Genomic DNA, 26,580 nt, shown 5'->3' on the forward strand with positions numbered 1-26,580 from the left:
GGCGACCAGTGAGAGCTGGTTGAGGAAAAAGGGGGGAATCAGCAAAGGCATTTGGGATCTTGACCCAGCCGCAATGGAAAAGGAGGAACACGCATTCAGCGGCCAACCTTGAACCACTTCTTCGAAGTGGCTGCTTTTGGCCGCGGTTCCGCCTTTGGAATGGAGGCGTCCAGGGATTACCTCCAGCAAAGATCCCAACCCGCCTGAAGCGTTCCCCCCTTTTTCCTCCCCAAAGATACAGCCCGATGACCACCATACAAGGAAAAAGGCCACTATCAACAGCATAAATCTTCTACAAAAAATCCAAAAAAAGTCCGTCAAGAATTGACAGATTTTACATACACATTGATATATACTGCTTTTAACCGGAAAATGCGTCCTTCGCGATGTGTCCAAAATGGAGGGATACAAGGTGATTGTGTATCTTGATATTATTTTACTCCTCAACATCGCGATTGATACCTTATTACTCTGGTTCACAGCGTTTTTTCGCAAAGAGCGCGTAGTTTGGTGGAGGATTGTCACTGCTTCCGTATGCGGCTCGATGTATGTCCTTTTTTTCTTTTTTCCGACCTTCTCGCTGATCTACCAATGGCCGGTCAAGCTGCTCTTCTCCATCGTGATCCTGTGGATTGCATTCGGCAACAAACGCATTTGGGCATTCACACAGAATCTGATCATTTTTTATTTCGTCTCCTTTGTCTTTGGAGGGGGGGTGTTTGGCTTGCAGTATTTCCTCGCTCCCCAAAACGAGATTCTGGGTGGATTGGTGGTGACGCATAACGACGGGTTTGGTGTAGGATTCAAGCCCACGCTGGCCATCCTCGTCATCGGTTTTGCGCTTGTTTTTGTTTTGGGACGCAGAAGCTATCAGGCGATCCAGGAGCCCAGGAGAATGGAAGCCTTCCTGGCAGATGTCGTGGTGACTCTGGAGGGTGAGAGAATCATTTGCAGGGGGCTGATAGACACGGGGAACCAGTTGCATGAGCCGATCACGCGGATTCCAGTCATGATCATGGAGACGCGCATGCTCGCTCATCTCTTGCCGCCGCCGCTTCTCCGACAAGCCGATGAAAACGGTGGAGTGTGGGAAAAGCTGGACGGCTGCTGGGAGGATCTACCACAGGAGTGGCAACCACGTGTACGTCTGATTCCTTACCGGAGTGTATCGCGAGGAATGGACTTTTTGCTTGCGGTCAAGCCGGATTCGGTCACGATCGTACAAGACGGCATGCACTACGTGACCCGCAAAGTGCTGATTGGCCTCAATCCCATCCCGCTCGCTGCTGACGGCAAGTATCAAGCCATCGTCCATCCCGCAATGATGGAGACCTATTCACAAGAACCTACCGTAATTCTCGAACAGGAGGGCTAATCATGTATGTAAAACTTCGCCTACAACTCCAATTAACCTGGTACCGTTTCCTGATGTGGATTGGTGCAAAAGCAGAAGAAGTCTACTATATCGGCGGGAGTGAGGCCCTACCTCCACCACTGACCAGGGAAGAAGAAGAAGTCTTGCTGATACGCCTCCCATCGGGCGATCCAGCCGTCCGGGCGATGCTGATCGAACGCAATTTGCGTCTCGTCGTCTATATCGCCCGCAAATTTGAAAACACGGGGATCAACATCGAGGATCTCGTCAGCATTGGCACGATCGGACTGATCAAGGCAGTGAACACCTTCGATCCCGACAAAAACATCAAGCTGGCTACGTACGCCTCCCGCTGTATTGAAAACGAAATCCTGATGTATCTGCGCCGCAACAACAAGATCCGCTCGGAGGTCTCCTTCGACGAGCCGCTGAACATCGATTGGGATGGCAATGAACTCTTGCTGTCGGACGTACTCGGGACAGAGAACGACACGATCTACAAGAACATTGAGGACCAGGTAGATCGCAAACTTTTGAAAAAAGCGCTGGATAAGCTCTCGGAACGGGAGCGGATCATCATGGAGCTGCGCTTTGGCCTTGCAGGCGAGGAGGAGAAGACCCAGAAGGACGTAGCCGATCTTCTTGGCATCTCCCAGTCCTATATTTCCCGGCTGGAAAAGCGAATTATAAAACGGTTGCGAAAAGAATTCAACAAAATGGTCTAACGCATATTTTCCCAATCGAAGGAGATACTGTTCCTAACACCGAGCCAGATAGTGGTAACTGCCACTCTCTCGTCGGCCACGCGTCAGCACGCGGCCTTTCAAGACAACCGGGTTAGGAACTTTTCTTGCTTCGAGGAGGGAAAGACGTGACGCGCAATAAGGTGGAGATATGCGGGGTAGACACCTCCAAACTTCCGGTACTGACCAACAAAGAGATGAGAGAATTGTTCGAGCGTCTGCAAAGCGGCGAACTGGCAGCCCGTGAAAAACTGGTCAACGGCAACCTGCGTCTGGTACTCAGCGTGATCCAGCGCTTCAACAATCGCGGAGAGTACGTAGACGACTTGTTTCAAGTGGGCTGCATCGGATTGATGAAAGCGATTGACAACTTTGATTTAGGGCAAAATGTAAAGTTCTCTACGTATGCAGTACCCATGATCATCGGTGAAATTCGTCGCTACCTGCGCGACAACAATCCGATACGCGTATCCCGTTCCTTGCGGGACATCGCCTACAAAGCCTTGCAGGTACGTGACAACCTGACAAACAAGCATTCACGCGAACCGACCATTACCGAAATTTCCAACGAACTGAATGTAGCCAAGGAAGACGTCGTCTTTGCCCTGGATGCCATTCAGGACCCGGTCTCCTTGTTTGAACCGATCTACCAGGACGGCGGGGATCCGATTTACGTCATGGATCAGATCAGTGACGAGAAAAACAAGGATGTGACATGGGTCGAAGAGATCGCGCTGCGGGAAGGCATGCAGCGGCTTGGCGAGCGTGAGAAAATGATTTTGTCCATGCGTTTTTATGAAGGAAAAACCCAGATGGAGGTCGCCGAGGAAATCGGGATCTCACAGGCCCAGGTATCGAGATTGGAGAAAGCGGCCATCGCCCATATGCAAAAGCATGTTCAATCGTAAGCAGCCTACGGAAGAGAGCCCGGCGGAGAGGAGCAATCCGCCCGGGTTTTTTGTTTCCTCCTGCATGTCAACGGACATATTCCCCAATCGTTTCATATACTGAAGTAACGCAAGAAAAGTAGGTGAGGTCATCCATGGTGAAAATCTCTGACTTCCAAACAAAAGAAGTGGTCAATATTTTAGATGGCAGGCGCTTGGGGCAAATATCGGATTTGGAAATTGATCTGCGCCACGGTCGCGTGGAATCCATCGTGATCCCAGGACCGGGAAAATTCCTTGGCTTTTTTTCCTCGGGCAATGATTACGTCATTCCCTGGCGCAATATTGTGAAAATCGGCAAGGATGTCGTGCTTGTACGAATGGAGGAAACCTTGCGGGTAGAGGCGAAGAACACCAGTCCTGACGAGTACGGTTGAGGGACCGAAGAAAGGCAGGGTTAGCCTTTCTTTTCTTTTCGGCTATGGTATGATTAGCCATATGAGGGAAGGTGAAAGGATGAAAGAACCGTTTGTTCGAGACGAAGAAAAACCATTGATGCATCTGCAGGACTGGGAGGAGCGATTTCCCGGCTTGGTGGCCGGTTTTACGATTCGGACAGGAGGGGCAAGCGGACAGCCGTATGATTCATTCAACCTTGGCTTGCATGTCGGCGATGAACCTGAACAAGTAGTAGCGAACCGGCGTAAGTTGGCCGCAGCGCTGCAAATGCCTTTTGAAGCCTGGACGTGCGCGGACCAGGTGCATGGCAGGCAAGTGTGTCAGGTCATGGCCGGTGGGGCGGGCAGAGAAAGCCTCCAGGACGTCATTGCAGCGACGGACGGATTGTATACGACCAAGCGCAATATCTTGTTGACCTCGTTTTATGCGGATTGTGTCCCGCTCTATTTTTTGGCGCCTGATACAGGGGCGATCGGCCTGGCACATGCCGGATGGAAGGGAACGGTTCAGCGTATTGCCGAGGAAATGGTCCAGGCGATCGTACAGCGGACAAAGACGCGGCCAGAGCAATTGCTGGTGGCGGTGGGGCCCTCTATCGGGGGATGCTGCTATGAAGTGGATGAACGAATCATGGAGCAGGTACGTACAAGCGTAAAGGACTGGGAAATGGCTGTCTCGCCTGCGCAGAAGGACGGCAACTGCATGCTGGATCTGCGAAGTTTGAACCGACTGGTTTTGCTCGAGGCAGGCGTGGAGGAATCCCATATCCTCATGACAAACTGGTGTACAAGCTGCCGTACCGACCTGTTCTTTTCCCATCGCAAGGAAGCGCGGGAAAAGGGGACAACAGGCCGGATGGCTTCCTATATTGGCTGGAGACAGAAGTAAAGGAGTGGAGTGAGCAACATGAGCATGAATACAGAGCAGGAAGTATTGAAGCGGCGCCTGGAAGAGATCGAAAAGAGAATCCAGGCTGCTTGCGAGCGATCCAATCGCAAGCGGGAGGACGTCAAAATCATTGCTGTTACCAAATACGTAGGAGCAGAAACAATCGGCGATCTGCTCTCGGTAGGCGTGGAGCATATCGGCGAGAATCGCTTGCAGGACGCCCTGCCGAAATACCAGCAATACGGAGACAGAGGCATCTGGCATTTCATCGGCCATCTGCAGACAAACAAGGCCAAAGAGGTGGTCGGACGTTTTTCCTATGTGCATTCGCTGGATCGGATCTCGCTGGCGCAGGAGCTCAATAAAAGGGGAGAAGCGTTGAATCAGGTCGTTTCTTGCTTTTTACAGATCAATATCTCCGGAGAAGAGACAAAATTTGGGCTTAGTCCTGATGACGTATTGGCTTTTTTGCAGGAAACCAGTAATATGAAACATATAAAGATCGATGGATTAATGACAATGGCGCCTGTTGTCGATAATCCAGAAGAGGCGCGTTTCGTTTTTCGCGGGCTGGCGGAGTGGAAAGATCGCATCAATGAATGGAACTTTTCCCATGCGAAGATTACGGAGCTTTCGATGGGAATGTCCAGCGACTTTGAGGTTGCGATTGAAGAGGGAGCGACATATATCCGGCTCGGCTCGATACTGGTCAAGCCTGAGTAAGAAATGAACGGCGATACATAAGCATAAGAGAGAGGAGGAAGGCGAATGGGAGTCATGAATCGACTGATGGGGTTCTTGGGGTTGGACAGCGAGGAGTACATCGAGGAAACCGTGGAAGAGCAGCGTGAAGAGCAGCAGGAGTCTTCTGCCAAACGGCAAGCGACAGGACGAACCAACAATGTAGTGCCGTTCCAGGCAAGGGAAAAGGAGGGGATTCGCTTGATCCTCTGTGAACCCCGCCATTACAGCGACGCACAGGATATCGCGGACAACCTGCGTCATCGCCGGCCGGTCGTGGTCAATTTGCATCGCGTCGAAAAGGAGCAGGCGAAACGGATTATCGATTTTCTAAGCGGTACCGTCTACGCTTTGAACGGTGACATTCAAAAAGTAGGGGACACGATTTTTGTCTGCACACCTGACCACGTCGATATCCAGGGTACGATTTCGAGTGTCATAGAGGAGTAGCAACCTACGACGAAAAAAAGGGTGAGTAAATGAATTACCTCTTTACGATTCTGGATTTTGCTTTTACCGTGTATCAGTACATGATTATTGCCTATATCTTGATGTCATGGGTTCCCCAGATGAGGGATACGGGAATCGGGCAATTGCTCGAACGGCTGGTCGAGCCCTATCTGGCGCCGTTTCGCCGCTTTATCCCACCGCTTGGATTCATTGATATTTCTCCGATCGTGGCCTTGATTGCCTTGCATTTCGCCCGGTACGGCCTGTTTTCCATTCTGTTCAAGATCATGTAGGCGGGATGGGTTGACAGATGAGTGTATTTGACCATTTTCGAAAAGAAGAACGTCCTTTTGTAGAGCGGGCGCTGGAAATGCTGACGCAAGTAGAGCGGAAGCAGGCCATGCGCCTTACTGATTTTCTCGATCCCAGACAAATGTCGATTTTTCAAAGTCTCGCTTCACAGGTGCAGGATGTGCAAGTATCCGCAAGCGGCGGGTACGAGGGCGCCGAGCGGGTACGTGTCTTGCTCCACCCCGATTACTTGCCTGTCGAACCGGAGGATTACAGGTTGGTTCTCTTGCGGATTGTCGCAGACCAACGCTTTCATGCATTGCAGCATCGCGATGTCATGGGGGCGCTGCTTCATGTAGGATTGAAGCGGGAGAAATTCGGAGATATGCTGGTGGACAATGACGGCTGCTTTGTAGTAGTAGCGGAGGAGGTAGCTGATTTCGTCTGCACCCAGGTCACACAGATTCACCGGACTCCAGTATCCTTCGAGCGGTTGCCTTGGGAAGAATTTACGCCCCCGGCTCCGCGTTTTACGGAAAAAATGATCACAGTACCCTCTCCGCGGACGGATGCAGTGCTAGGCGAGGTGTACCATTTTTCACGAGCCAAAGCCTTGGTCCCCATCCGCGCAGGCAAGGTAAAGGTGAATTGGAGGGTCGTAGAAGATCCCTCGCATCCCTTGCAGACCGGAGACATGGTTTCACTGGCAGGATTCGGCCGCTTCAAAGTCCTCGATGTGACGGGACCGACCCGAAGCGGCAGACTTCGGATGCTGGTAGGGCTAGTCGATTAGGGGAAGAAAATGGGCGATGGGCTAAAAATTTGCGGTATCAGAAGGAAAAGCGGTACGACTTGTCGAAATGAAGTGGAACGATTATCGGGAAAAGTGGGGGGTTCATGTGTCTTTAACGCCGCTAGACATACACAATAAAGAATTCAGCACTGGCTTTCGAGGGTATAATATCGATGAAGTGAATGAATTTTTGGATCAGGTCATCAAGGACTTTGAACTCCTGATCAAGGAAAAAAAAGAAATGGAAGAGCGCATCGCCATTTTGAATGAGCGAGTAGACCATTACAAAAGTCTGGAAGAAAATCTGAGCAAGTCTATTCTCGTCGCGCAGGAGACGGCTGAGGACGTGAAGTCCAATGCGCGCAAGGAAGCGCAGCTGATCCTGAAGGAAGCAGAGAAGAACGCAGACCGCATAGTGAACGAAGCGCTCGCCAAATCTCGCAAGATTGCCATCGAGATTGAAGAGTTGAAAAAACGGGCGTCCGTCTACCGGATGCGCTTTCGCACCTTGCTCGAAGCCCAATTGGAAATGCTGGAGCATGGCGCTTGGGACGATATTGAACAGGCTGATTCTGCTGTTGCTGTGGAATAAAAGATTGACGCTTTGTCGATGATGAGACTATAATGGATTACAAATTTTGATATTTGGATGAAACGATGAACGGGACGAGTACGTAAGGTCCGCTGCCAAGAGAGTCGGGGTCAGGTGAAAGCCCGTCCAGCAGCCTTGCGGAATATCACCCGGGAGTTCAATAACCGAAAGCCGACCCCAGCATCCTTGGATAGGCAAGTAAGTGCGCGAGTCATTCCCGTTACGGAATGTAATGAAGTGAAGCGAGTCTTTGCCGTCTCTTTTACATGCGGCATAACTCGTTTAATCAGGGTGGTACCACGGGAGCTTTCTCTCGTCCCTATTTGGGGATGAGGGAAGGCTTTTATTTATTTTTATAGGAGTGAATGAGGCTATGGATTACAGCAAAACGCTTCAATTGCCAAAAACCGAGTTTCCGATGCGCGGCAACCTGCCAGCGCGTGAGCCGCAAATGCAAGCGGCATGGGATGAGAAGGACATCTACCAAAAAGTACAGGAGCGCACCAAAGGACGCCCTCCATTTGTTCTCCACGACGGTCCTCCATATGCGAACGGGGATATCCATATCGGCCACGCCTTGAATAAAATCATCAAGGACATGATTGTCCGCTACAAATCTATGGCGGGTTTTGACGCTCCCTATGTGCCAGGTTGGGATACACATGGATTGCCGATCGAGCAAGCGATCATTAATGCACAAGGGCTGGATCGCCGTTCGATCGAGGTAAACGATTTCCGCAAGCGTTGCGAAGAGTACGCATGGTCCTATATCCACAAGCAGCGTGACCAGTTTAAACGCCTGGGTGTTCGCGGGGATTGGGAAAATCCTTACGTTACGCTGTTGCCGGAATATGAAGCGAATCAAATCCGCGTCTTTGGTGAAATGGCAAAAAAAGGATACATCTACAAGGGACTGCGCTGCGTCTACTGGTCGCCTTCTTCGGAAACCGCGCTGGCTGATGCCGAGATCGAGTACAAAGACAAGCGCTCTCCTTCCATTTATGTCAGCTTCCAGGTCGTCGATGGCAAAGGCAAGCTGGATACCCAGACAGGCGTCGTGATCTGGACAACAACTCCTTGGACACTGCCTGCCAACCTGGCTATCTCTCTCCATCCGGAATTGGAGTACAGCGTAGTGAAAGTGGCAGATCGCCAATTCCTCGTTGCCAGCGGCCTGCTCGAGACAGCGAGCAAGGAAATCGGCTGGGAAGACGTAGAAGTACTGGCAACGCACAAAGGTGCTGATCTGGAAGGGGTACTGACGCAGCATCCGTTCTACGACCGCACTTCTCCGCTCATTCTGGGCGAGCATGTCACACTCGACGCCGGTACAGGCTGCGTTCATACGGCTCCTGGTCACGGGGAAGACGACTTCATCATCGGTCAAAAATACAATCTTGGCGTGCTCTGCCCGGTAGACCATGAAGGAAAAATGACCAGTGAAGTGCCCGGATTTGAAGGCTTGTTCTACGAGGATGCCAACAAGGTCGTCACCGAGAAGCTGAAGGAGAACAACGCGCTGCTCAAGCTGAGCTTCTTTACGCACTCCTATCCGCATGACTGGCGCACCAAAAAACCGGTAATCTATCGTGCGACCGAGCAATGGTTTGCGTCCATCGACGGCTTCCGTGAGCAGATGCTGGAAGCGATCAAACAGGTGAAATGGATCCCGCAATGGGGTGAAACTCGCTTGGCTAACATGATCGCCGATCGCGGTGACTGGTGTATCTCTCGTCAACGCGTGTGGGGCGTACCGATTCCGATCTTCTATTGCAAATGCTGCAATGAACCGATCATCAACGATATGACGATCAACCATATCGCAGAATTGTTCCGCAAAGAGGGCTCTTCGGTCTGGTTTGCCCGTGAAGCGAGCGAGCTGGTGCCAGAAGGACTGGCATGCCCGAAATGCGATACGAAGGAATTCCGCAAAGAAACCGACATCATGGACGTTTGGTTTGACTCCGGTTCCAGCCATCAAGCTGTACTCAGAGAGCGCGGCATGAGCTGGCCGGCGGATATGTATTTGGAAGGCTCTGACCAATATCGCGGTTGGTTCAACTCCTCCTTGTCTACAGGGGTTGCGGTATATGGCACAGCGCCGTATAAATCCGTATTGAGCCATGGCTTTGCCCTCGATGGCGAAGGACGCAAAATGTCCAAATCGCTGGGGAATGTCGTCGTGCCGCAGCAGGTCATCGACAAGCTGGGTGCAGATATTCTGCGTCTGTGGGTGGCTTCGGTGGATTACCAGTCTGACGTTCGTATTTCCGACGCGATTTTGAATCAGATCGCCGAGGTGTATCGCAAAATCCGCAATACCTTCCGTTTCCTGCTGGGTAATCTGGACGGCTTTGATCCGGCTCGCGACCGTGTAGCCTATGAAAATCTCGGCGAATTGGATCGCTTCGTTCTCGCCAAAGCTGCGCAGGTGACACAGCGAGCACGCAAGGCATATGACGAATACCAGTTCCATACTGTCTTCCATGCCGTTCATAACTTCTGTGTGATCGACTTGTCTTCGTTCTATCTGGACATCTGCAAAGACAGACTGTACGTGGAAGCGCCAAACAGCACGAAGCGCCGCGCCGCCCAAACTGTCATGTACGATTGCTTGCTGACGCTGGTGAGACTGGTAGCTCCGATCCTGCCGCATACCGCTGATGAAGTATGGAGCTTTATCCCGGGCGTAGAAGTGGAAAGCGTGCAACTGACCGACATGCCGGAAGCGGAAGAGAAGCATCTCAGCTTCTCTGGGGAAGCTCTCCAAAAATGGAATGCCTTCCTGGAAGTCCGTGACGAAGTGCTCAAAGCGATGGAAGAGGCGCGCCGCAACAAGGTGTTCGGCAACTCGGTAGACGCCAAACTCGCTTTGTACCCGCAAAACGAAGAGGTTGCAAAAACCTTGGCTGCCATGGACGATCTCGCGGATCTGTTTATCGTGGCTCATGTGGATCTTCACAGCCAAGATGCTGCAGCACCAGCCGAAGCCGTCCAATTGGAAGGAATCAGCGTGGTTGTAGCGGCTGCAGATGGCGTCAAATGCGAGCGTTGCCGTGTGGTGAAGCAAGACGTAGGCTCCCACTCCGCACATCCTGCGATTTGCGGACGCTGTGCTGACGTCGTGGAAGAGCATTATGCTCATGTTCATGAAGAATAAAAATAGCTTGATCGAGCCTGTCTTTCCCAGCTGGGGAAGACAGGTTTTTTCATGAAGGCTTGTTATATGGAAAAAAGCAAAAAGCATGGTACGTCACGAAGACCCCATGCTTTTTTGCTTGATTCATCTACATTCCCACTTAAAGTACCATGCTCTCCAAATCCCTCTCCACCTGCGTAATCACTTCGCAGCCCTCCTTGGTCACAATGACCGTATCTGAGTGACGGAATCCACCCAGCCCCGGGACATAAAACCCTGGCTCGACGGTAAAGACCATACCTTCCTCCAATACAGCATGTTCATCAAAGCGGAAGAAGGGAGGTTCATGAACATCCAGGCCCATGCTGTGACCCGTGCGGTGAATGGCGTACTCCCCGAATCCAGCCTTTTGAATGATAGACCGAGCGGCGAGATCCACTTCGCACATCGGAACTCCTGCCTTGACTGTATCCAATGCAGCTTGCTGGGCGGCAAGCATGACGGCGAAGGCTTCCTTTTGCCTGTCGGTGGCTTCGCCCACGAAGCACGTCCGCTCGCATTCAGCAATATAGCCGTTTAGAAAGACATGGTGCGTATGAATAAGGATGTCTCCTCGCTCCAGCTTTCGTGTATTGGAAAACACATGCGGCAGGATGGAGCGCTCGATGCCCGATGGGGTCATGGCGTTTACTCCGGCGATCATTTCTGGATAACGGCGAGAAACCTCCTCCAAGGCAGCCAAGTGCCCTGCTTGATCAATCTCCAGTTCCGTCGCACCGGGCTTGACCGCACCCAAAGAAGCGCGAACAGCCAGGCTGACCAATTCACTCGCTTGACGCAGCAGACCCAGTTCTTCCTCATCCTTCACGACGCGAGCCTGCAAAAGTTCAGAGGAGACATCGACCAGCTCCCAGCCTGCCTCCTGCAGCGCTTTTTCCAGCTTCATCGACACAGACGAGAACTCGACTCCCAGCTTTCCACCCTGACCATATGTCTGCAAGTACGAAAGCAGGGACTCGACTGGATTGGTTCCTTTCTCCGCTTTCTCTGGATGCTCATAGTAGGTGATGATGCGATCTACCTGTGCGAAGTGCTTGGCGTGATCTTCTTCCAGTCCCGGCACGATAAACGTACTCTCTTTTTGCGAGTAGATGTAAAAGATCGGGCGAGAGTAAATGATCGCTTTAAAACCGCTGACAAAGTACTGATTGTTGGGGGAAGTCAACAATATGGCAGTAAGGTCATGCTCTTTCATCAATTTTTGCATCATTTCTCTACGTTTTGTTTTCATTTTGTCCTCCTCCTGGGTCATTTATTGTTGTCTCGATCGTTTGAGCGTTTTGCTAGGCTTGGGACGACTTGGCGACAGAAGACGAGGCCAATAGCTTTTTGGATTGTCCCAGCAGCAGTCCCATGACGAGCGAGAGAAGATTGCCGACGATGAGATAGCTGAAAGCGACGTTGTATGATCCGTCAAAGGCTTGGATCAGGAAGCCCATCACAGCAGGCGTGAGGAAGGAGGCGAGATTCGCTCCTGTATTCAGCATGCCGAATGCGCTTCCCATGATTTGGGAGGGCAATTGCCGAAGCGGCATAGCCAAAATACCCATATAGGCCACTTGAAAGAAGAAAGCGGCGATGATTTGCGCGGTGATCGTCAGCACGAGCGATTCTACGGTAAACATTGCGTAGATGCAGATCGCTGCGATCAGATTGCCGTAGATGATCAGGCTCCTTTCGCGGTTCGCAAAGACTTTGTCTGCCAGCCAGCCGCCAGCCAGATAGCCAACCATACCCGCCAACAGAGGTAGCGAAGCGTAGATGCCTGCGTCCAGCAGGTTGATCCCGCGGACATTCGTCAGGTAGGAAGGCACCCAGCTGTTCAATCCCCACATCGCGGTATACAAGCCGAACAGCGCGATCAAAATTTTCCACATGGCAGAAGAGGTAAACAAGGCACGAAGCGATACTTCTTGCTCTTGGGTCTCACTGACGCCTGGTTCAGCTTGCTTGTCTCGGAGGAAAAAGAAATAAACTACGGCAAGGATGATTCCTAAAATCCCCAAAACAATATACACGTTTCTCCACCCGATCTGGGTGATGAAATAGGCGCCCCCAGCACTGGCGAGAAAACCGCCCAGCATGATCGCGACCAGCAGGATCGATTGCGTGCGCGACCTTTTTTCCGGAGGCACATTTTCGCTCATTAATTTGGTTGCAGCTCCTGGGAATGCTCCCTCGCCGAGTCCGAAAATAAAACGAATGACCAAAAGAGAGGTCAGGGACCAAGCCAAACCGGACAATCCTGCAAATAAGGAAAAGACGACAATGGTAGAAATAATGGCGATTTTGGAACCATAGCGGTCTGCCAGCCAGCCTCCCGGAATTTGCATGAGGGTATACCCCAGATAAAAAATGCTCAATATGACGCCTAGTGAAGCAGGATCCAGCTTCAGCTCTTCCCCGATGGGAACGATGGCAATATTGATGAACATGCGATCCAAGGAAGAGATAAACCAGCCAAAGAATAGAAGTGCAATCAGCTTTCCTCTTTGTTGCGTCGCTTCAACTGTCAAATAGATCCCCCCGTATAAAAAAGCTATAAAAGATGATGGCGATCTCCTGATCAAAAAAGGATTATTCCTAGTATAAAAGGCTTTCTGTAATTGCGGAAATATTTAAAAAACCTATAATAATACCTTACAGGTATAAATGAGGATTGGGGGATCACATGGAACTCAGACATATTCGCTATTTCACGGTTTTGGCAGAAGAGCTTAACTTCAGTCGTGCGGCAGAAAGATTGCATATTGCGCAGCCTCCGCTCAGCAGGCAAATCCAGCAGCTGGAGGAAGAGGTGGGCGTTCGATTATTGGATCGTACCAAGAGGCGCGTCGAATTAACCAATGCAGGAAAAGCGTTTCTGGAAAAGGCATACCAATTGATCGATCTGGTAGAGGATGCCTGTGATACGGCACGCATGGCAGCCCGGGCAGAGCATGGAAAGCTGATCATCGGGTTTACAGGGACTGCCCATAATCTGCTGCCCGTCCTTGAGGTGTACCGCAATAAGTATCCAGAAGTCAGTTTGAATCTTCAGTTGATGGGAACGACAGCCCAAATCGCGGCTCTGCAGGATAAAAGCATCGACGTCGGAATTCTCACGCCACCAGTCACCAATGAAGAAATACTGGTAAAGAAAATCAAGTACCCGCCTTTGGCTGCGATCTTGCCAAAAAACCATCCTCTTGCCTTGAGGGGAGGGGCTGTTTCGATCAAAGAATTAGCTGCTGAATCTTTCGTGATTACACCACGGTCGATTGGGCCCGGCTTTTACGATGCGGTTACCAGAATTTGTCACGAGGCGGGTTTTTCCCCAAATATCACAATCGAAACGCATGACCTGCAGACGGTTTTTGTCCTTGTATCTGCAGGCATGGGAGTATCTATTGCACCTGCGATCAGCTACGAGCCGGGGGGAGTCGTCTTTCGGGAATTGGCAGATCAAGATATTACGATGGATGGGGGAATCGCCTACAGACGGGAGGAAACATCGGAAGTGGTGCATTCATTTTTGGACACTTTTTTGGAATACATCACGTACAAGCCATTTTAAAGGGTCCTTATGGCGCATCGGTTATTTCCGGTAAGGCCAAGCCATACTACCTGTTGAGGAAACCAAACGAAGGGTGGTATCCGGTGTGGACCAGAACAAGATGGCCATTCTCAAGGAAAAATTGCTGGACGAAAAACGGGAGATCGAAGAACGCGTACAGGCCCATTACAGCATGAGGGAGCAAATGTCTTCAGCTATTCAAGAGTTTTCCATGTACGATAACCATCCTGCTGACATTGGGACGGAAATGTTTGAAAGAGAGAAGGACTTGGCGCTAGATCTCCTGGATCGGGAAACGCTGCGGGAAATCGATCAAGCTTTGCAAAAAATGGAAGAGGGGACGTATGGTATTTGTACCGTATGCGGGACTGAGATTCCGCTTGAGCGTTTGGAGGCATTGCCGCATGCTCTCACCTGCAAAGAACACGCGCCAGCTCCCAACCGGAATGACTCGCGGCCCATTGAGGAGGAATTTCTCCAGCCGCCGTTTGGCAGGACCTCTCTGGATGAAAAAGAAGGGCAGAATGGCTTTGATGGGGAAGATGCTTGGCAGATCGTCGAGGCCTGGGGCACTTCAAGCACTCCTTTTTCATTTGTAGATAACGACAAGACCGACTACAAGGAAATGTACATCGAAAGCGATGAGCCGGACGGTTTTGTGCAAGCAGTCGAAGAGATCGGGTATACAGGCATTGATGGTTATCACGGGCCGGACAGTGTTCAGTTTATGCGCAGCGGCACTTATGAGGAGTACATGCGAAAAGGCGAAGGCAAGGGAAACTTCCTGTCTTACGAAGACTATGAAGCAGAGCGTGCGGAGCGAGAAGGCCGCGATGATTTGCTGTAGAGGGAGGGCAAGGCCGGATTATGCAGATCGAGCGCGTTGAAACTTACCCCCTGCTGTATCGTTTGCCGAAAGCCTACGGAGATGCCAATGGATACAAACGCTACCGCACGACGTACTTGATCCGTATACTCACAACATCCGGAGTCGATGGCTGGGGAGAGATTCTGGATTGGCTGCCTACCTTGGACTTGGGTTTTCGCGAGCGAATCATTCCCTATCTGATCGGAAAGCAGGCGACAGACAGGTTGTCGATCACCGCCGTGTTGAAAAAATGGCATCAGCGGTCGGCAGCGGGGGTAGGCATGGCTTTGACAGAGATCGTGGCGAAGGCTTCGGGGCTGTCAGTCTGCGACCTGTGGGGTGGTCGCATCCATCCCGCCATCCCGGTCTATGCTTCTTTTCAATCGTATCGGGAGGAACCGGAATGGATGAGCACGTCGATTGCACAGGTCATGGAACAGGTGGGTGCAGGCTTTAAAAAAATCAAAGTCAAGATCGGTGGGCGCTCTTTGCGCGAAGATCAGAAGCATATTGAAGCACTGATGAACTCGCTAGGTCCGGATGTTTGTGTAGCTTTGGACGGCAACCAGAGCTATGACTTGGCGGCAGCCCGGGACTGGGAGCATCTGATATCCCGTTACCCCAACTGGATGTGGCTGGAAGAACCGATGCCGCTGGATCAGGTACAGGAGTATGTGAAATTGCGGGCTTGTCTCCCGATTCCGTTGGCAGGAGGCGAGAATCTGGTTCGTCCACCTCAATATTTGCCATTCCTGCAACATGGCGCGCTCGATATCTATCAGCCGGACCCGATGCATGCAGAAGGGCTGGAGTCGTACCGCTCACTGGTAGAGCTGGCAAGGCAATTCAGCCACCGTGTCTCTCCGCATTGCTATGACGGCAGTCTGTCCCGTCTGTATGCCATCTATGCTCAGGCCTGTCTGCCGGCATGGAGCAAAATGAACAGCCAGCAGATCGAGCCAGTAGAGTGGGATGTGATGGAGAATCCCTTTACGGAGCTTTTCCCCGTCAAGCCTGTCCAGGGGGAAGTGAAGCTGCCGGACGGTCCCGGGATCGGGGTAGAGCCGTATTGGGAGCGAATTCATGCCTTGCGCTGGGATGGCGAAGTATATGTGTAAAATAGAGGAGTGGCAGTAACGAATGGCGCAAAGTACAAAAAACCTGATCGGCTTGTCAGGCATCCCCCTGATCATGGTGCTGGGAAACTCGATGTTGATTCCCGTCCTCCCGACCATGCAAGCCAAAATGGATCTAAGCTCGTTCCAAACCAGTCTGCTCATTACCTCTTTCTCCATCTCCGCCGGGATCGTGATTCCGCTGGCGGGGTATTTATCCGACCGGTTCGGACGCAAAATCGTCATCATTCTGGCCTTGATCCTGTATGGTCTTGGCGGACTATTGGCCGGTCTCGCGTCCCTGTGGATGGATAATCCGTACATGCTGATCATGGCAGGACGCATTTTGCAGGGGATTGGGGCAGCGGGAACCGCTCCCATCGCGATGGCCTTGGTCGGGGACCTGTTCGACGGAGCGCAGGAGAGTCGTGCTTTGGGGCTTATGGAGACCTCGAACGGGATCGGGAAGGTGCTGAGCCCCATCATCGGCTCACTGCTGGCCCTGATTGTCTGGTATATGGTTTTCCTCGCTTTTCCGATCCTGTGCGGCATCATTTTGCTGCTCTTTCTCTTTTTGACGAAGGAGAAGAAGCAGGAGCGCAAACCGATACCTGTCAAGCAGTACATGCAATCCATAGGAAAAGTGTTCAAACAGCATGGCAAATGGCTGATTCCCGCTTTTTTTATCGGGAGCATCTGCCTGTTCACCCTTTTCGGTGTCTTGTTTTACCTCTCTGACCTGTTGGAGAAAAAACACAAGATCGACGGTGTGATCAAAGGCGGATTTCTCGCGATCCCTCTGCTGATCATGAGCATCGCTGCTTATGTCACAGGGCTGATCATCAAGAAAAAGCTGAAGCTGATGCGCATGTTCGTGATTACCGGGATGTTTCTGCTGGCTGCTTCGTATGTGATCGCCTCATTTGTCAAAGGGGCATACGCCTTGATCGGAGTTCTGGTTATCGGGAGCGTTGGAACGGGGATGATTTTGCCTTGCTTGAACAGCATGATCGTCGGCGCCGTGCAAAAATCAGAGCGCGGGATGATTACTTCGCTGTACAGCGGAGTTCGTTTTATCGGCGTCGCAGTGGGTCCGCCCGTCTTTACCTGGCTGCTAGGCATCTCGCGTACGGTGATGTTTTTCACCATCGCAGGTCTTTCTCTGGTATTTGCTATCGTCGGGATATTCTTCCTCAAGCCGCAGCAGACGCAATCCCAGCAACAGTCGCAGCAAGCTGAATCGAACAAGGAGGATCTGGCGGAAGAGGAAAAGAAGCAAAAAGAACAGCAGGCCTGGCGACAAATCTCGGAGGCGATGGGAATTGAGCCTCAGTCAAAGGAAGACAAACGAAAAGCAGAGGCGATCAAACACTACGGGTTTGATCCGGGTGATCTGATCGACCATCTCCTGAACGGGGGCAAAAAAGAAAAAGGGAAAGAGTAACAGGCAACGACCGAAACATGTTCGGTTCATTGCCTGTTTTTTTGAGGAGATCTACGTGGCAAAGGGATGACGCAATGCGCGGTCGAGCGCCAAGGGGTACACGTCATCTTGCAAGATCCTGCTGAACAAGGGATTTCCTTTTACCGATACAGGAACATCCTCGAAGATCACAGTCTCCGTGACATCTGTTCCCGTAGGAGCATCGCAGCGCAGCACCCGGGCGATATAGATATCCTTGCGCAGCTCTTCATTAACGGTATATTGTCCGATCCGCTCGATGCCGTCCAGGATGGCCCCCGTCTCTTCATAGGCCTCCCGTACCGCAGCAGCGAGACTGCTCTCGCCAGGCTCGATTTTTCCCCCGGGAAGTTCAATCCCGCGCTGACGGTGGCGTGTAAATAGCAGTTTTCCTTGCCAAAAGGCAAAAATCAGCACATGGCGCGCCTCCTGCAAGCTGTATTCCTTCGGGTCAAACGTAAGTGTAACAGGTAAGCCGAAGTCGTCAGAAAAAGCGTACATGCTTCGTTCTCCTCTGTGCAATCTCATTCATTCTTTCAATCAATCGATGTTTTCATGCTGGTGCTGCAGACCAAGGGAGATATGCTTGACGGCCTTCATCGCCTGACCAACAGCAAGGGATATGCTGGAGTAGGCCGCTCCATTGGCCACATCTCCAATCGCGTAGATCCACTCTGGAACGGATCTTTGCGTCTGATCCGTCTTGAGGTAATGTTCGTCAAAAACGGGCAGCGAGGCAAATGCCTGACTGTTTCCGCGCACGCCGATACGGGGCAAGACCCAATCCACTGTAATAGACTTTGGAGCCTCTTTTTTTTCGGAGCGCAAATCCAGCCGGATCCGTCCATCCTTCATGGAGTAGCCTGATGCCTCCGTTTCCCACATGATCTGAAGGTTGGGCAGCCGATTGACGCGCTCCACCCACTCGGAGCGGGCCCGCAAGTGATCGCTGCGGACGAGCAGATACATGTGACGCGCGTACGCAGCGAGGTTGGATGCGCTTTCCAATGCACGATCTCCACCGCCGATCACGGCAATATCCTGACCTTCCACGGTCGCTGCCTGCGAGGTCGTGGAAAACCAGGGTGACAGCACGCGGGGGCAATCCGCAAGCGCAGGTATGATGTTTGGACTTACACCTGTCGCGATGATCAGGTAATCGGCTCGATAAACTTGGTGTGAAGTATGTACTTCATGTGTTTCTGCATCGATTCGGAGTATCGTTTCACCCAGGCGAGGGCGAAGCTCCCGAATCGCAGGGTGCCCGAGCAATTCCTCAAGCAGGGCTGCCCCATTGGGATAAACCCGTGGCGGGAAGTCCGGGATCTCATTGTGAATCTGGGATAGCTGCCCGCCCAGAACATCTTTTGATTCCAGAAGGAGACAGGATAATCCCAATCGTCGGCACCAGATAGCCGCGGATAATCCGCCGATGCCTCCGCCCGCGATCAGCACCTGTACGTGTTCCACTCTCAGTCCCCCCGATTCCCGTGAAGTCGATCATACATCCATCCAGGTTTTTTCTTTGTTAGTTTTAGACTACCTGTTTCGCTTGGTGAGCGCAAGACGTTCCGTTGCCTTGAAAGACATTCGGCAGAGTTCTACAAATACTCGTTCAGATGTGTTAAAATGGACATAATTTTCCAAAAAGCGCAAAGATGATCGAAGCGAAGATTGGGCCCTCTTTTAAGGAAAAGGAGCTGAAGCCATGCAAACCAGGAAGGAAAGAACACCAGCGCCTACGACCAAAACAAGGCAAAAAAAGCGGGGCAAACGCGGGAAAAAATGGTATTTGCTCCTTGCGAGCTCCCTGTTTCTTTGTTTGCTGATCGTCGGAGTGGGCTTTGCGCTGTCACAGATGGACAAGACGCTGCAGGTCGTCACGGAGGATCCTTACAAACTGCCTGAACAGCCCGTCGTCACTGTACCTTACGAAGAAAAGAAAGCTATTTCGTTTGTCATCGTCGGGGTCGATACACGAAAGAACATCGGCATGCTGAATACGGACGTCCTGGTTGTAGCTGTCGCCAATCCGGTCACACAACAATTAACCATGGTTTCCCTGCCGCGAGACACACGTGTTGAAATACCGGGATATCCGGGCTACCACAAAGTGAACGAAGTGTTTGCCTTGGGGGAGAATAAACGCAAGGAAGCGGAAATCAACAAGCAGCCGGTAACGGAAAATGGGATGACCTTTTTGAAAAAAACGCTGGAACATATGCTGGGGATTCCAATCGAGCACTATGTCCAGCTTGATTTTGAGGGCTTTACCGCCGTAATCGACAATATCGGCGGCGTAAAGGTAGATGTGGATCGGGATCTGGTCTACGAGCTGCCCAAGGAAGGCGTATACCGAAATCTGAAAAAAGGAACACAGGTGCTGAACGGCGAGCAGGCGCTGGGTTTCGTCCGCCACCGGATTGATCGGCGCGGAGAGGCCTACAATTCCAGCGATTTTGACCGGAACAGAAGACAGCAGCAGGTAATCCGGGCAGTTGTCGACAAAGTCGTATCAATTGATGGGATCTCCAAATTGACGACGATATTGGATACTATGAGCAAGCATGTTCGCACCGACCTGTCGCCAGACCAGATAAAAGGGCTTGCCCTTGATTTTGCGACGATCTCTTCTGACAAGATGGTGTCCCTCGACAATGGAGCGGTGTGGAAATCACCGTATTCGCTCTGGCCGCAGAAGAACATGCGCGATGTGCGGGAGGCACTCAAGGCGGAGATGGTGGGAAGCACCTGGACGGCGAAGAAGCTGAGCGACGCGGCCATCGTGGAGCTGGCACAGTGGGAACCGCCGAGCAAACCAAAAGCAGCATCGCAGGCGTCTGCTCCTACCACCCCGAAGAAAGAACCGGTGAATCAAAACCAGTCTCCGCCTGTCACTCAGCCTGCGGATACATCTCAATCAGAGGCACCGATCCTGTCTCCTCCGCCAGACGATCAGACAGCACCGGACGGTGTGGATCAGTCATTCCCAGCCGATCAGCCGCCTCCTGATATACTGGCACCGCCTGCCCCTACCGAAGAGATAGTTGATCAGGCTGGCCAAGGGTAAAAGAGAGACGGTCCAAGGAATGGTATCAGGTATTAGTAAGCAAATCAGTATGCCTGGTTGGCTAATCATGCAATGGCAAAGAAGGTACTCGCCCTGTTAACAAACAGGAGCGGGTATTTTTTTTATTTTTCAAATTCACTGTACTATTTTAAAATAATAGTATATCAAATCTGTATAGAAAGGACGGGGGCAATGGCGGGAGAAAATGATCTTGTGTTGAGGGAATTAATGGAAAAAAATCAAGAACTGGAGATGGTGTTTCAATCATCTCATGACGAGATTTTTGTGACGGATGAGACCGGGACTTGTATTCGGGTAAACCCATCATGTGAAAGACATTACGGATTGCAGGGGATCGAGTTACTCGGTAGGAACGTCTACGAAATGGAAGAGAAAAAGATCTTTTATCCTTCGGCGACGGTCATGGTTCTCAAGGAGCGAAAACCTGTCACCATGATTCAATCCACGTCAACGGGCAGACGGCTGCACGTAACCGCCAATCCTGTTTTTGACGAATCAGGCAATTTGCTACGAGTGGTTTCCAACTCGTTGGATATTACAGAAATTCTTACGTTAAAAAAACAGGTCGAAGAAATGGAACGCGCGATCAAGGAGTATAATGGGCAGCTCGAACGATTGCGTCAATCTCATTTTGGACGCAAGGGTGCATTGATTGCCAAGAGCAAAGCCATGAAACGTGTTCTGCAGCTTCTGGAAAGGGTCTCGCAGGTAAATACAAGCGTCATGCTGCTCGGGGAATCAGGTGTCGGCAAATCGGAAGTGGCTTTCTGGCTGCACAACATCAGCAATCGGAAGGAAGAAGCGTTCATAGAAGTGAACTGTGGTGCCATTCCGGCCAGTTTGTTCGAGTCGGAGCTGTTTGGCTATGAACCAGGAGCGTTTTCAGGTGCCCTTTCCTCAGGCAGAGTTGGGCTGCTGGAATCTGCAAACAACGGAACGCTGTTTCTGGATGAAGTGGGGGAACTGCCGCTAGAGCTTCAAACCAAATTGCTCCAGGTCATTCAGAATCAATCGTTTATGCGTGTAGGCGGCAGAGAGTTGAAAAAAATAGATGTACGCTTTATCACAGCTACGAACCAGGATTTGGAGAAGATGGTGTCGGAAGGGACGTTTCGCAAGGATTTGTACTATCGCTTAAATGTTGTCCCGGTAAAAATCCCGGCATTACATGAACGTACGGAAGATTTGATAGAGCTGATCTTTTTGTTTATGGAACGGATCAATCAAAAGTATCAATTTCAAAAAACGCTGTCACCCTCTGTCCTGGATCAATTGCTTGCTTACCATTGGCCGGGAAATGTCCGGGAACTGGAAAACGTCCTCGAAAGAATCGCCATTACCTCGGATAGCAGCGAAATACTAACGGACAGCTTGTTCGAGATATTACGCAGCGATGAAAAATCTCAACACATTCAAAGGGCCCCAAAACAGGACTACCTCAAATCGCTAATCAGCGACCCGGAACGTACACTCGACAACATGCTTTCACAAGTGGAACAAGAGATCTTTTCTCATTATTTGAAGGAACTAGGCTCGATGAGAAAAGTAGCGAAGAGGTTGGGAGTGAGTCAAAGTACGATTAGTCGAAAATTAAAGAATGCGAAGAAGTGAAAGTGATTCAAATTTGCATCAATTTGCAAAAATGAATCAATCATACAAAATATCGTTGCAAAATTGAAACAATTCTTACTCCTGCCTTTTCAAAAAGCCCGATTTGGATTCATTTTTCCCATGCTGTTGTTTTGGCACGCGTCTTGCTTATGTATTAGACCAACAACGGTATTGGAGGGTTTAGAATGATTCATTACATCAAAGAAGAAGCTGGTCTGCAGGTACAAGAGAAAGCTGAACTGGAACATACGGTTTCTGCAATCATAAACCGTGTACGTCAGGAAGGGGACAGCGCGCTAAAAGACTTCTTAAAAACATTTGATGGCGTAGAACTGGACGACTTGAAGGTATCCGAAGACGCCATTGCGAAAGCAAAGTCAATCCTGCCGCAAACGCTGCTGGAAGACATGTCTTTCTCGATTGAAAGAATCAAGGCGTTTGCTGAAGCGCAGCGCCGTACGTTGACAGAATTTGAACAGGAAATGATACCAGGGGTCTTTCTCGGCCAGCGTGTCATTCCGATTGAGTCGGTTGGCGCCTATGTACCAGGCGGTCGTTATCCCCTGTTATCCTCAGCACAAATGGGAATTATTCCGGCAAAAGTAGCTGGAGTCCAAAAAATCCAAGTATGTTCACCGCCTACCAAAGACGGAGAAATTCATCCAGCCGTGATCTATGCTGCACATTTGTCTGGTGCGGACGAGATCTACCGGGTGGGGGGAGCACAGGCGATTGCTGCATTAGCATATGGAACGGAAACCATACAACCGGTAAACAAGGTTGTAGGTCCGGGTAATCGGTTCGTTACAGAGGCGAAACGGCAGGTATCGGGCATCGTTGGCATCGACATGCTGGCGGGACCAAGTGAAGTTCTGGTAGTAGCCGATGAAACGGCTCGGCCGGATTATGTAGCCTCCGATCTTCTCGCGCAAGCTGAGCATGATGTGGATGCGCGTGTCATTCTCGTGTCGACGAGTCAAAAGCTTGCCGATGCCGTTCAGGCTGAGATTGCCGAACAACTGAAAACACTGCCAACAGCAAAAGTGGCAGAAGCGGCCTGGATTCGCAGAGGGCAAGTCATCGTGACGGATACCCTGGAAGAGGCCATTGCAGTAACCAATGACATCGCACCGGAGCATCTGCACGTACAGATCAAAGACAGTCGAGAGCATCTGCAGTCGTTTATCAATTACGGCTCGCTCTTCTTAGGTGAAAAGTCGTCTGTCGTTTATGCTGACAAAGTCTGCGGTACCAATCATATTTTGCCAACGTTGGGTGCAGCGAAGTACACAGGTGGCGTCTGGGTAGGAACCTTCCTCAAAGTCGTGACGCACCAATGGATTGATGATCAAGGCGTAAAAGCATTGGCGCCGCATTGTGTTCGCCAATCGCAAAGAGAGGGATTGATTGGCCATCTACGTTCTGCCAATATCCGTCTAACTGGCAAGCTGGATGTCGAATAGTCGATTTTCTGCATGATGCGTAAAACCAACTTCAGATGAGAGATAAGGGGTGCTTTTGATGAAGAAGAGATGGACAAGCATTTTATCAATCGGTGCGCTAACCATGAGCTTGCTTGTGGCAGGCTGTGGTGGCCAAAGCTCAAGCGCTGAGAATCCGACTCCAGGCTCCGGGGCTGCGACGAAGGGGACACTGGAGCAGATCAAAGAAAGGGGCGTCTTGATTGTAGCATCCTCGAACGACGTTCCATTTGCTTATATCGACAAAGATACGAAGGAATTTACCGGCATTGATGCTGAGATCATCAAAGAAGTTGCCACCCGCTTAGGCATTCCGAAAGTAGAAATGAAGGAAGTAAAGTTCGAGAATATGCTGATCGAGATGAACAACAAGAACGTCGATATGGTAACGGACGGCATGTACGTGAAACCAGAGCGTGAAAAGATCGCAAACTTTACGCACCGCTGGTACAAGCAAGGGGAAGGCTTGATCGTACGTAAGGATTCTGACATCAAGGGATTGGATGATCTGAGTGACAAAGTAGTTGGTGCCCAAAAAGGGACAACCTTTCTTGAATATCTCGAGCAGCTTCAAAAAGAAGGAAAAATAAAAGAAGTCAAAGTCTTTGGTTCGCAAGCAGAGCTGCTCCTAGCGACCAATACGCAAAAAGTGGACGCTGTTGTAACCGATAGCGCAACGGCCGCCTTTACGATCAAGAAAGATCCTACCCTGAATCTGAAACTGGTCTCGCCCTATACGCCTCATTTTGACGGTGTCATTGCCGCTGCTGTTCGGAAAGACGATCAAGACTTGTTAGATGCCGTGAACGCAGAAATCGACAAACTCAAAGAAGAAGGCTTTATTTTGAAAGTGCTGGAGAAATACGGTTTAAGTGAAGACAATATGATGCCTGTCGAGTAATAGGATTGGCCGAAATATGCGGGGGGAAGTGCAGAGATGCGCTTCCCTTGGTTAGCGGGGGGTTAGTGGAGTGAATCATTTGGACTTTAAGACAGCTTTTGAACAGCTTACACCTTCTCTTTTGGAAGCATTAGGGCTGGTCGTTACCTTGGCGTTACTCTCTTTCGTCTTGGCCTTAACGATCGGGATGCTGGTAGCTTTGGGCAGACTATCGAAAGTTCGTTCACTGCAGGTTGTTTTAATTGCCTTTTTGGAAATCGTACGAGGTACCCCGCTTCTGGTACAGCTTCTTTATGTCTACTATGTATTGCCTGAGATTATCAGCTACATCGTAGGGATTTGGGTACCCGGTTACCATATGAACATTAGCGCGTTTACAGCGAGCATTATCGGTCTTGGGGTCAATTATGGCTGTTACCTGTCTGAGGTTTTCCGTTCATCGATTCAAGCGATTGACAAGGGACAATTAGAGGCAGCAAAAGCACTGGGTTACACAAGTCGGAAAGCTATGTGGCATATTGTCATTCCTCAGTCGATTCGGATCGCTCTACCGCCGCTCGGGAATTATTTCAATGCCATGTTGAAAGATACATCGTTGTGTGCATTTATCACACTGGGTGAAATTATCCTGAAAACTCAGGCGTACGCATCGCAAACTTTTTTGACCATTGAGTCGTATACGATAGCGGCTTTGATTTATCTGATCGTCAGTATTCCTTTGGGACAGGCTATCCGCATCATGGAAAGGAGGCTGCGTCGACATGTCTAAGATCATGGTAACTATTCAGGATTTGCATAAAAGGTTCGGAGAGAACGAAATTCTAAAGGGGATTGATCTAAGCATCAGCCAGGGAGAAAAAGTTGCCATCATCGGCCCATCTGGATCAGGAAAATCAACGTTTCTTCGCTGTATCAATTACCTTGAACAGCCTACGTCTGGAACCGTCATGATCGAAGATAAGAAGTTCGCTGAGCCTAATCAAAAGGCCAATGAAAAGCATGTGGCTAGCCTGCGCCAGGAAGTCGGGATGGTGTTTCAGAGTTTCAATCTTTACCCGCACAAGACTGCTTTGGAAAATGTGATGGCTGCACTCATCACGATCCGCAAGATCCCAAAAGGACAGGCGATCAAAATTGCCGAAACATTTTTGCAAAAGGTAGGTCTAGCCAATCGTAAGGATCATTATCCAAGTCAACTTTCGGGTGGTCAGCAGCAACGTGTGGCAATTGCTAGAGCTTTGGCGATGGAGCCTAAGGTGATGTTGTTCGACGAAGCCACCTCCGCTCTTGACCCGCAACTAGTCGGCGAAGTACTACAGGTCATCAGAGAGCTGGCGAATGAAGGTATGACGATGGTTTTGGTTACCCATGAGATGAAATTTGCCAGGGAAGTAGCGGATCGAATCATTTTTATGGATGGCGGAGTGATCGTCGAAGAAGGGGAACCGGATACATTTTTCACCAATCCCAAGCATCCCAGAACGAAAGAATTCTTGCAGCAAGTCGGCAACTAGAGAGGAACGTAGGAACAGGCAAAAAGCTTTCACATCCCACCAGAATGTGAAAGCTTTTTTTCATTCAAAATAGTCGCTCTTGCTTGTAGTGAGTCGAATTACTGGAATGACAGGCTGGTCAGGAGCGCGAATTCCGCATTGCAAAAACGAGCTTGGGACCGTTATCGCCACTCTGGACAAATTGAAGGTATTCCTTTGTCTCCATGCCATAGAGCGCCAGTTTCCCTTCTGAATTGTAGTGAACACCCCACCCGTACTTTTTCGGAAGCATGGATGCGCGCATGCATGGATGTTTTTTTTGAAATAACTCCTGTCGAATCACATCCCCATTAGCTTCAACATCTTCGCTTGGAATTTGCTTATGACGGATATGTACCTCGTAAATGAGGTCTTCAATCGTAAAACGATATGGGTTTTGAGTTAAAAGTTGATATTGAAGGAAAGGAATAGATGGCTTCTCGTCGTTTTTATTCGCCGGAATCACTCCTGCCTGTACTGGACAATCTGGAGATACCATCACGAAAGTATCGATTAAATTACTCAACAATAACACCCGCTTTTTG

26 protein-coding genes and 1 other annotated feature are annotated in these 26,580 nt (G+C 50.5%); of the genes, 21 read left to right on the plus strand and 5 right to left on the minus strand.

The window, feature by feature from the left end:
- Positions 1–412 precede the first annotated feature (412 nt).
- The 11 genes from spoIIGA to ileS all read left to right on the plus strand — a co-directional run bounded on the left by spoIIGA (position 413) and on the right by ileS (position 10,379).
- Positions 413–1,375: a sigma-E processing peptidase SpoIIGA gene (gene spoIIGA, locus EDM58_RS08860; RefSeq protein ID WP_122913006.1), complete on the plus strand. Its 963-nt coding sequence runs from the start codon at positions 413–415 to the stop codon at positions 1,373–1,375.
- A gap of 2 nt (positions 1,376–1,377) precedes the next feature.
- Positions 1,378–2,100 (plus strand): RNA polymerase sporulation sigma factor SigE, encoded by a 723-nt coding sequence (sigE, locus tag EDM58_RS08865; protein ID WP_122913007.1) that lies wholly within the window; start codon positions 1,378–1,380, stop codon positions 2,098–2,100.
- Positions 2,101–2,246: 146 nt separating this feature from the next.
- Positions 2,247–3,026, plus strand: coding sequence for an RNA polymerase sporulation sigma factor SigG (gene sigG / locus EDM58_RS08870; protein ID WP_122913008.1), 780 nt, complete (start codon positions 2,247–2,249; stop codon positions 3,024–3,026).
- Positions 3,027–3,160: 134 nt separating this feature from the next.
- Positions 3,161–3,442, plus strand: coding sequence for a YlmC/YmxH family sporulation protein (locus EDM58_RS08875; protein ID WP_122913009.1), 282 nt, complete (start codon positions 3,161–3,163; stop codon positions 3,440–3,442).
- 79 nt (positions 3,443–3,521) lie between these two features.
- A complete protein-coding gene (gene pgeF, locus EDM58_RS08880) occupies positions 3,522–4,352 on the plus strand; it encodes a peptidoglycan editing factor PgeF (protein WP_122913010.1) in 831 nt (276 codons plus the stop codon).
- Between the two features lie 24 nt (positions 4,353–4,376).
- The gene (locus EDM58_RS08885) at positions 4,377–5,075 is read left to right on the plus strand and encodes a YggS family pyridoxal phosphate-dependent enzyme (RefSeq protein WP_122913056.1); all 699 of its coding nucleotides are present in this window, start codon (positions 4,377–4,379) and stop codon (positions 5,073–5,075) included.
- Positions 5,076–5,120: 45 nt separating this feature from the next.
- Positions 5,121–5,543: a cell division protein SepF gene (locus EDM58_RS08890; protein ID WP_023557402.1), complete on the plus strand. Its 423-nt coding sequence runs from the start codon at positions 5,121–5,123 to the stop codon at positions 5,541–5,543.
- 29 nt (positions 5,544–5,572) lie between these two features.
- Complete coding sequence (locus tag EDM58_RS08895; protein ID WP_122913011.1) at positions 5,573–5,836, plus strand: YggT family protein; 264 nt, start codon at positions 5,573–5,575, stop codon at positions 5,834–5,836.
- Between the two features lie 17 nt (positions 5,837–5,853).
- Positions 5,854–6,627 carry a YlmH family RNA-binding protein gene (locus tag EDM58_RS08900; RefSeq protein ID WP_122913012.1) on the plus strand — a complete coding sequence of 258 codons (774 nt, stop codon included), beginning with the start codon at positions 5,854–5,856 and terminating at the stop codon, positions 6,625–6,627.
- A 106-nt stretch (positions 6,628–6,733) separates the two neighbouring features.
- Entirely contained in the window at positions 6,734–7,219 is a 486-nt protein-coding gene (locus EDM58_RS08905; protein ID WP_023557399.1) for a DivIVA domain-containing protein, read from the plus strand.
- Between the two features lie 56 nt (positions 7,220–7,275).
- Positions 7,276–7,543: a binding site (T-box leader), on the plus strand.
- A 49-nt stretch (positions 7,544–7,592) separates the two neighbouring features.
- Complete coding sequence (gene ileS, locus EDM58_RS08910; RefSeq protein ID WP_122913013.1) at positions 7,593–10,379, plus strand: isoleucine--tRNA ligase; 2,787 nt, start codon at positions 7,593–7,595, stop codon at positions 10,377–10,379.
- 139 nt (positions 10,380–10,518) lie between these two features.
- On the opposite strand, the gene EDM58_RS08915 is transcribed toward ileS, so the two are convergent.
- Together EDM58_RS08915 and EDM58_RS08920 are read right to left on the minus strand one after the other, a co-directional pair.
- Positions 10,519–11,649 carry a M24 family metallopeptidase gene (locus EDM58_RS08915; RefSeq protein WP_246000604.1) on the minus strand — a complete coding sequence of 377 codons (1,131 nt, stop codon included), beginning with the start codon at positions 11,647–11,649 and terminating at the stop codon, positions 10,519–10,521.
- Between the two features lie 52 nt (positions 11,650–11,701).
- Entirely contained in the window at positions 11,702–12,934 is a 1,233-nt protein-coding gene (locus EDM58_RS08920) for an MFS transporter (RefSeq protein ID WP_122913014.1), read from the minus strand.
- Positions 12,935–13,089: 155 nt separating this feature from the next.
- On the opposite strand from EDM58_RS08920, the gene EDM58_RS08925 reads away from it, so the two are divergent.
- The 4 genes from EDM58_RS08925 to EDM58_RS08940 all read left to right on the plus strand — a co-directional run bounded on the left by EDM58_RS08925 (position 13,090) and on the right by EDM58_RS08940 (position 17,401).
- On the plus strand, positions 13,090–13,974 hold the full coding sequence (locus EDM58_RS08925) for a LysR substrate-binding domain-containing protein (RefSeq protein ID WP_122913015.1): 885 nt from the start codon (positions 13,090–13,092) through the stop codon (positions 13,972–13,974).
- 85 nt (positions 13,975–14,059) lie between these two features.
- Positions 14,060–14,821 carry a TraR/DksA C4-type zinc finger protein gene (locus EDM58_RS08930; protein WP_246000605.1) on the plus strand — a complete coding sequence of 254 codons (762 nt, stop codon included), beginning with the start codon at positions 14,060–14,062 and terminating at the stop codon, positions 14,819–14,821.
- Positions 14,822–14,841: 20 nt separating this feature from the next.
- Positions 14,842–15,960 carry a mandelate racemase/muconate lactonizing enzyme family protein gene (locus EDM58_RS08935; protein ID WP_122913016.1) on the plus strand — a complete coding sequence of 373 codons (1,119 nt, stop codon included), beginning with the start codon at positions 14,842–14,844 and terminating at the stop codon, positions 15,958–15,960.
- A gap of 22 nt (positions 15,961–15,982) precedes the next feature.
- A complete protein-coding gene (locus EDM58_RS08940; protein ID WP_122913017.1) occupies positions 15,983–17,401 on the plus strand; it encodes an MFS transporter in 1,419 nt (472 codons plus the stop codon).
- A 51-nt stretch (positions 17,402–17,452) separates the two neighbouring features.
- Here EDM58_RS08940 and EDM58_RS08945 read toward each other — a convergent pair whose 3' ends face one another.
- Both EDM58_RS08945 and EDM58_RS08950 read right to left on the minus strand, forming a co-directional pair.
- Entirely contained in the window at positions 17,453–17,920 is a 468-nt protein-coding gene (locus EDM58_RS08945) for an NUDIX domain-containing protein (protein ID WP_122913018.1), read from the minus strand.
- Positions 17,921–17,959: 39 nt separating this feature from the next.
- Positions 17,960–18,889: an NAD(P)/FAD-dependent oxidoreductase gene (locus EDM58_RS08950; protein WP_122913019.1), complete on the minus strand. Its 930-nt coding sequence runs from the start codon at positions 18,887–18,889 to the stop codon at positions 17,960–17,962.
- A 238-nt stretch (positions 18,890–19,127) separates the two neighbouring features.
- Between EDM58_RS08950 and EDM58_RS08955 the strand changes: the two genes are divergently transcribed.
- The 6 genes from EDM58_RS08955 to EDM58_RS08980 all read left to right on the plus strand — a co-directional run bounded on the left by EDM58_RS08955 (position 19,128) and on the right by EDM58_RS08980 (position 26,017).
- On the plus strand, positions 19,128–20,489 hold the full coding sequence (locus EDM58_RS08955) for an LCP family protein (protein ID WP_122913020.1): 1,362 nt from the start codon (positions 19,128–19,130) through the stop codon (positions 20,487–20,489).
- A 228-nt stretch (positions 20,490–20,717) separates the two neighbouring features.
- Complete coding sequence (locus tag EDM58_RS08960; protein WP_246000611.1) at positions 20,718–22,121, plus strand: sigma-54 interaction domain-containing protein; 1,404 nt, start codon at positions 20,718–20,720, stop codon at positions 22,119–22,121.
- 185 nt (positions 22,122–22,306) lie between these two features.
- Positions 22,307–23,584, plus strand: a complete 1,278-nt coding sequence (gene hisD, locus EDM58_RS08965; RefSeq protein WP_122913022.1) for a histidinol dehydrogenase — start codon at positions 22,307–22,309, stop codon at positions 23,582–23,584.
- Between the two features lie 58 nt (positions 23,585–23,642).
- The gene (locus EDM58_RS08970) at positions 23,643–24,503 is read left to right on the plus strand and encodes a substrate-binding periplasmic protein (protein WP_122913023.1); all 861 of its coding nucleotides are present in this window, start codon (positions 23,643–23,645) and stop codon (positions 24,501–24,503) included.
- 70 nt (positions 24,504–24,573) lie between these two features.
- Complete coding sequence (locus EDM58_RS08975; RefSeq protein WP_122913024.1) at positions 24,574–25,272, plus strand: amino acid ABC transporter permease; 699 nt, start codon at positions 24,574–24,576, stop codon at positions 25,270–25,272.
- A 4-nt stretch (positions 25,273–25,276) separates the two neighbouring features.
- A complete protein-coding gene (locus EDM58_RS08980) occupies positions 25,277–26,017 on the plus strand; it encodes an amino acid ABC transporter ATP-binding protein (RefSeq protein ID WP_122913059.1) in 741 nt (246 codons plus the stop codon).
- A gap of 118 nt (positions 26,018–26,135) precedes the next feature.
- Here EDM58_RS08980 and EDM58_RS08985 read toward each other — a convergent pair whose 3' ends face one another.
- On the minus strand, positions 26,136–26,561 hold the full coding sequence (locus tag EDM58_RS08985; protein WP_246000613.1) for a DUF6157 family protein: 426 nt from the start codon (positions 26,559–26,561) through the stop codon (positions 26,136–26,138).
- Positions 26,562–26,580: the final 19 nt, after the last annotated feature.

Source organism: Brevibacillus panacihumi (assembly GCF_003710985.1).
In the GTDB taxonomy this organism is placed as follows: Bacteria; Bacillota; Bacilli; order Brevibacillales; family Brevibacillaceae; genus Brevibacillus; species Brevibacillus panacihumi.

Excerpts from the sequence above, each read along its gene's own strand:
- EDM58_RS08900 (WP_122913012.1), top strand. The coding sequence starts at position 5,854 with ATGAGTGTATTTGACCATTTTCGAAAAGAAGAACGTCCTTTTGTAGAG.
- pgeF (WP_122913010.1), top strand. The coding sequence starts at position 3,522 with ATGAAAGAACCGTTTGTTCGAGACGAAGAAAAACCATTGATGCATCTG.
- hisD (WP_122913022.1), top strand. The coding sequence starts at position 22,307 with ATGATTCATTACATCAAAGAAGAAGCTGGTCTGCAGGTACAAGAGAAA.
- EDM58_RS08970 (WP_122913023.1), top strand. The coding sequence starts at position 23,643 with ATGAAGAAGAGATGGACAAGCATTTTATCAATCGGTGCGCTAACCATG.
- EDM58_RS08885 (WP_122913056.1), top strand. The coding sequence starts at position 4,377 with ATGAATACAGAGCAGGAAGTATTGAAGCGGCGCCTGGAAGAGATCGAA.
- EDM58_RS08875 (WP_122913009.1), top strand. The coding sequence starts at position 3,161 with ATGGTGAAAATCTCTGACTTCCAAACAAAAGAAGTGGTCAATATTTTA.
- EDM58_RS08980 (WP_122913059.1), top strand. The coding sequence starts at position 25,277 with ATGGTAACTATTCAGGATTTGCATAAAAGGTTCGGAGAGAACGAAATT.
- EDM58_RS08955 (WP_122913020.1), top strand. The coding sequence starts at position 19,128 with ATGCAAACCAGGAAGGAAAGAACACCAGCGCCTACGACCAAAACAAGG.
- EDM58_RS08940 (WP_122913017.1), top strand. The coding sequence starts at position 15,983 with ATGGCGCAAAGTACAAAAAACCTGATCGGCTTGTCAGGCATCCCCCTG.
- EDM58_RS08915 (WP_246000604.1), bottom strand. The coding sequence starts at position 11,649 with ATGAAAACAAAACGTAGAGAAATGATGCAAAAATTGATGAAAGAGCAT.
- EDM58_RS08925 (WP_122913015.1), top strand. The coding sequence starts at position 13,090 with ATGGAACTCAGACATATTCGCTATTTCACGGTTTTGGCAGAAGAGCTT.
- sigE (WP_122913007.1), top strand. The coding sequence starts at position 1,378 with ATGTATGTAAAACTTCGCCTACAACTCCAATTAACCTGGTACCGTTTC.
- EDM58_RS08945 (WP_122913018.1), bottom strand. The coding sequence starts at position 17,920 with ATGTACGCTTTTTCTGACGACTTCGGCTTACCTGTTACACTTACGTTT.
- EDM58_RS08935 (WP_122913016.1), top strand. The coding sequence starts at position 14,842 with ATGCAGATCGAGCGCGTTGAAACTTACCCCCTGCTGTATCGTTTGCCG.
- EDM58_RS08895 (WP_122913011.1), top strand. The coding sequence starts at position 5,573 with ATGAATTACCTCTTTACGATTCTGGATTTTGCTTTTACCGTGTATCAG.
- ileS (WP_122913013.1), top strand. The coding sequence starts at position 7,593 with ATGGATTACAGCAAAACGCTTCAATTGCCAAAAACCGAGTTTCCGATG.
- EDM58_RS08890 (WP_023557402.1), top strand. The coding sequence starts at position 5,121 with ATGGGAGTCATGAATCGACTGATGGGGTTCTTGGGGTTGGACAGCGAG.
- EDM58_RS08960 (WP_246000611.1), top strand. The coding sequence starts at position 20,718 with ATGGAAAAAAATCAAGAACTGGAGATGGTGTTTCAATCATCTCATGAC.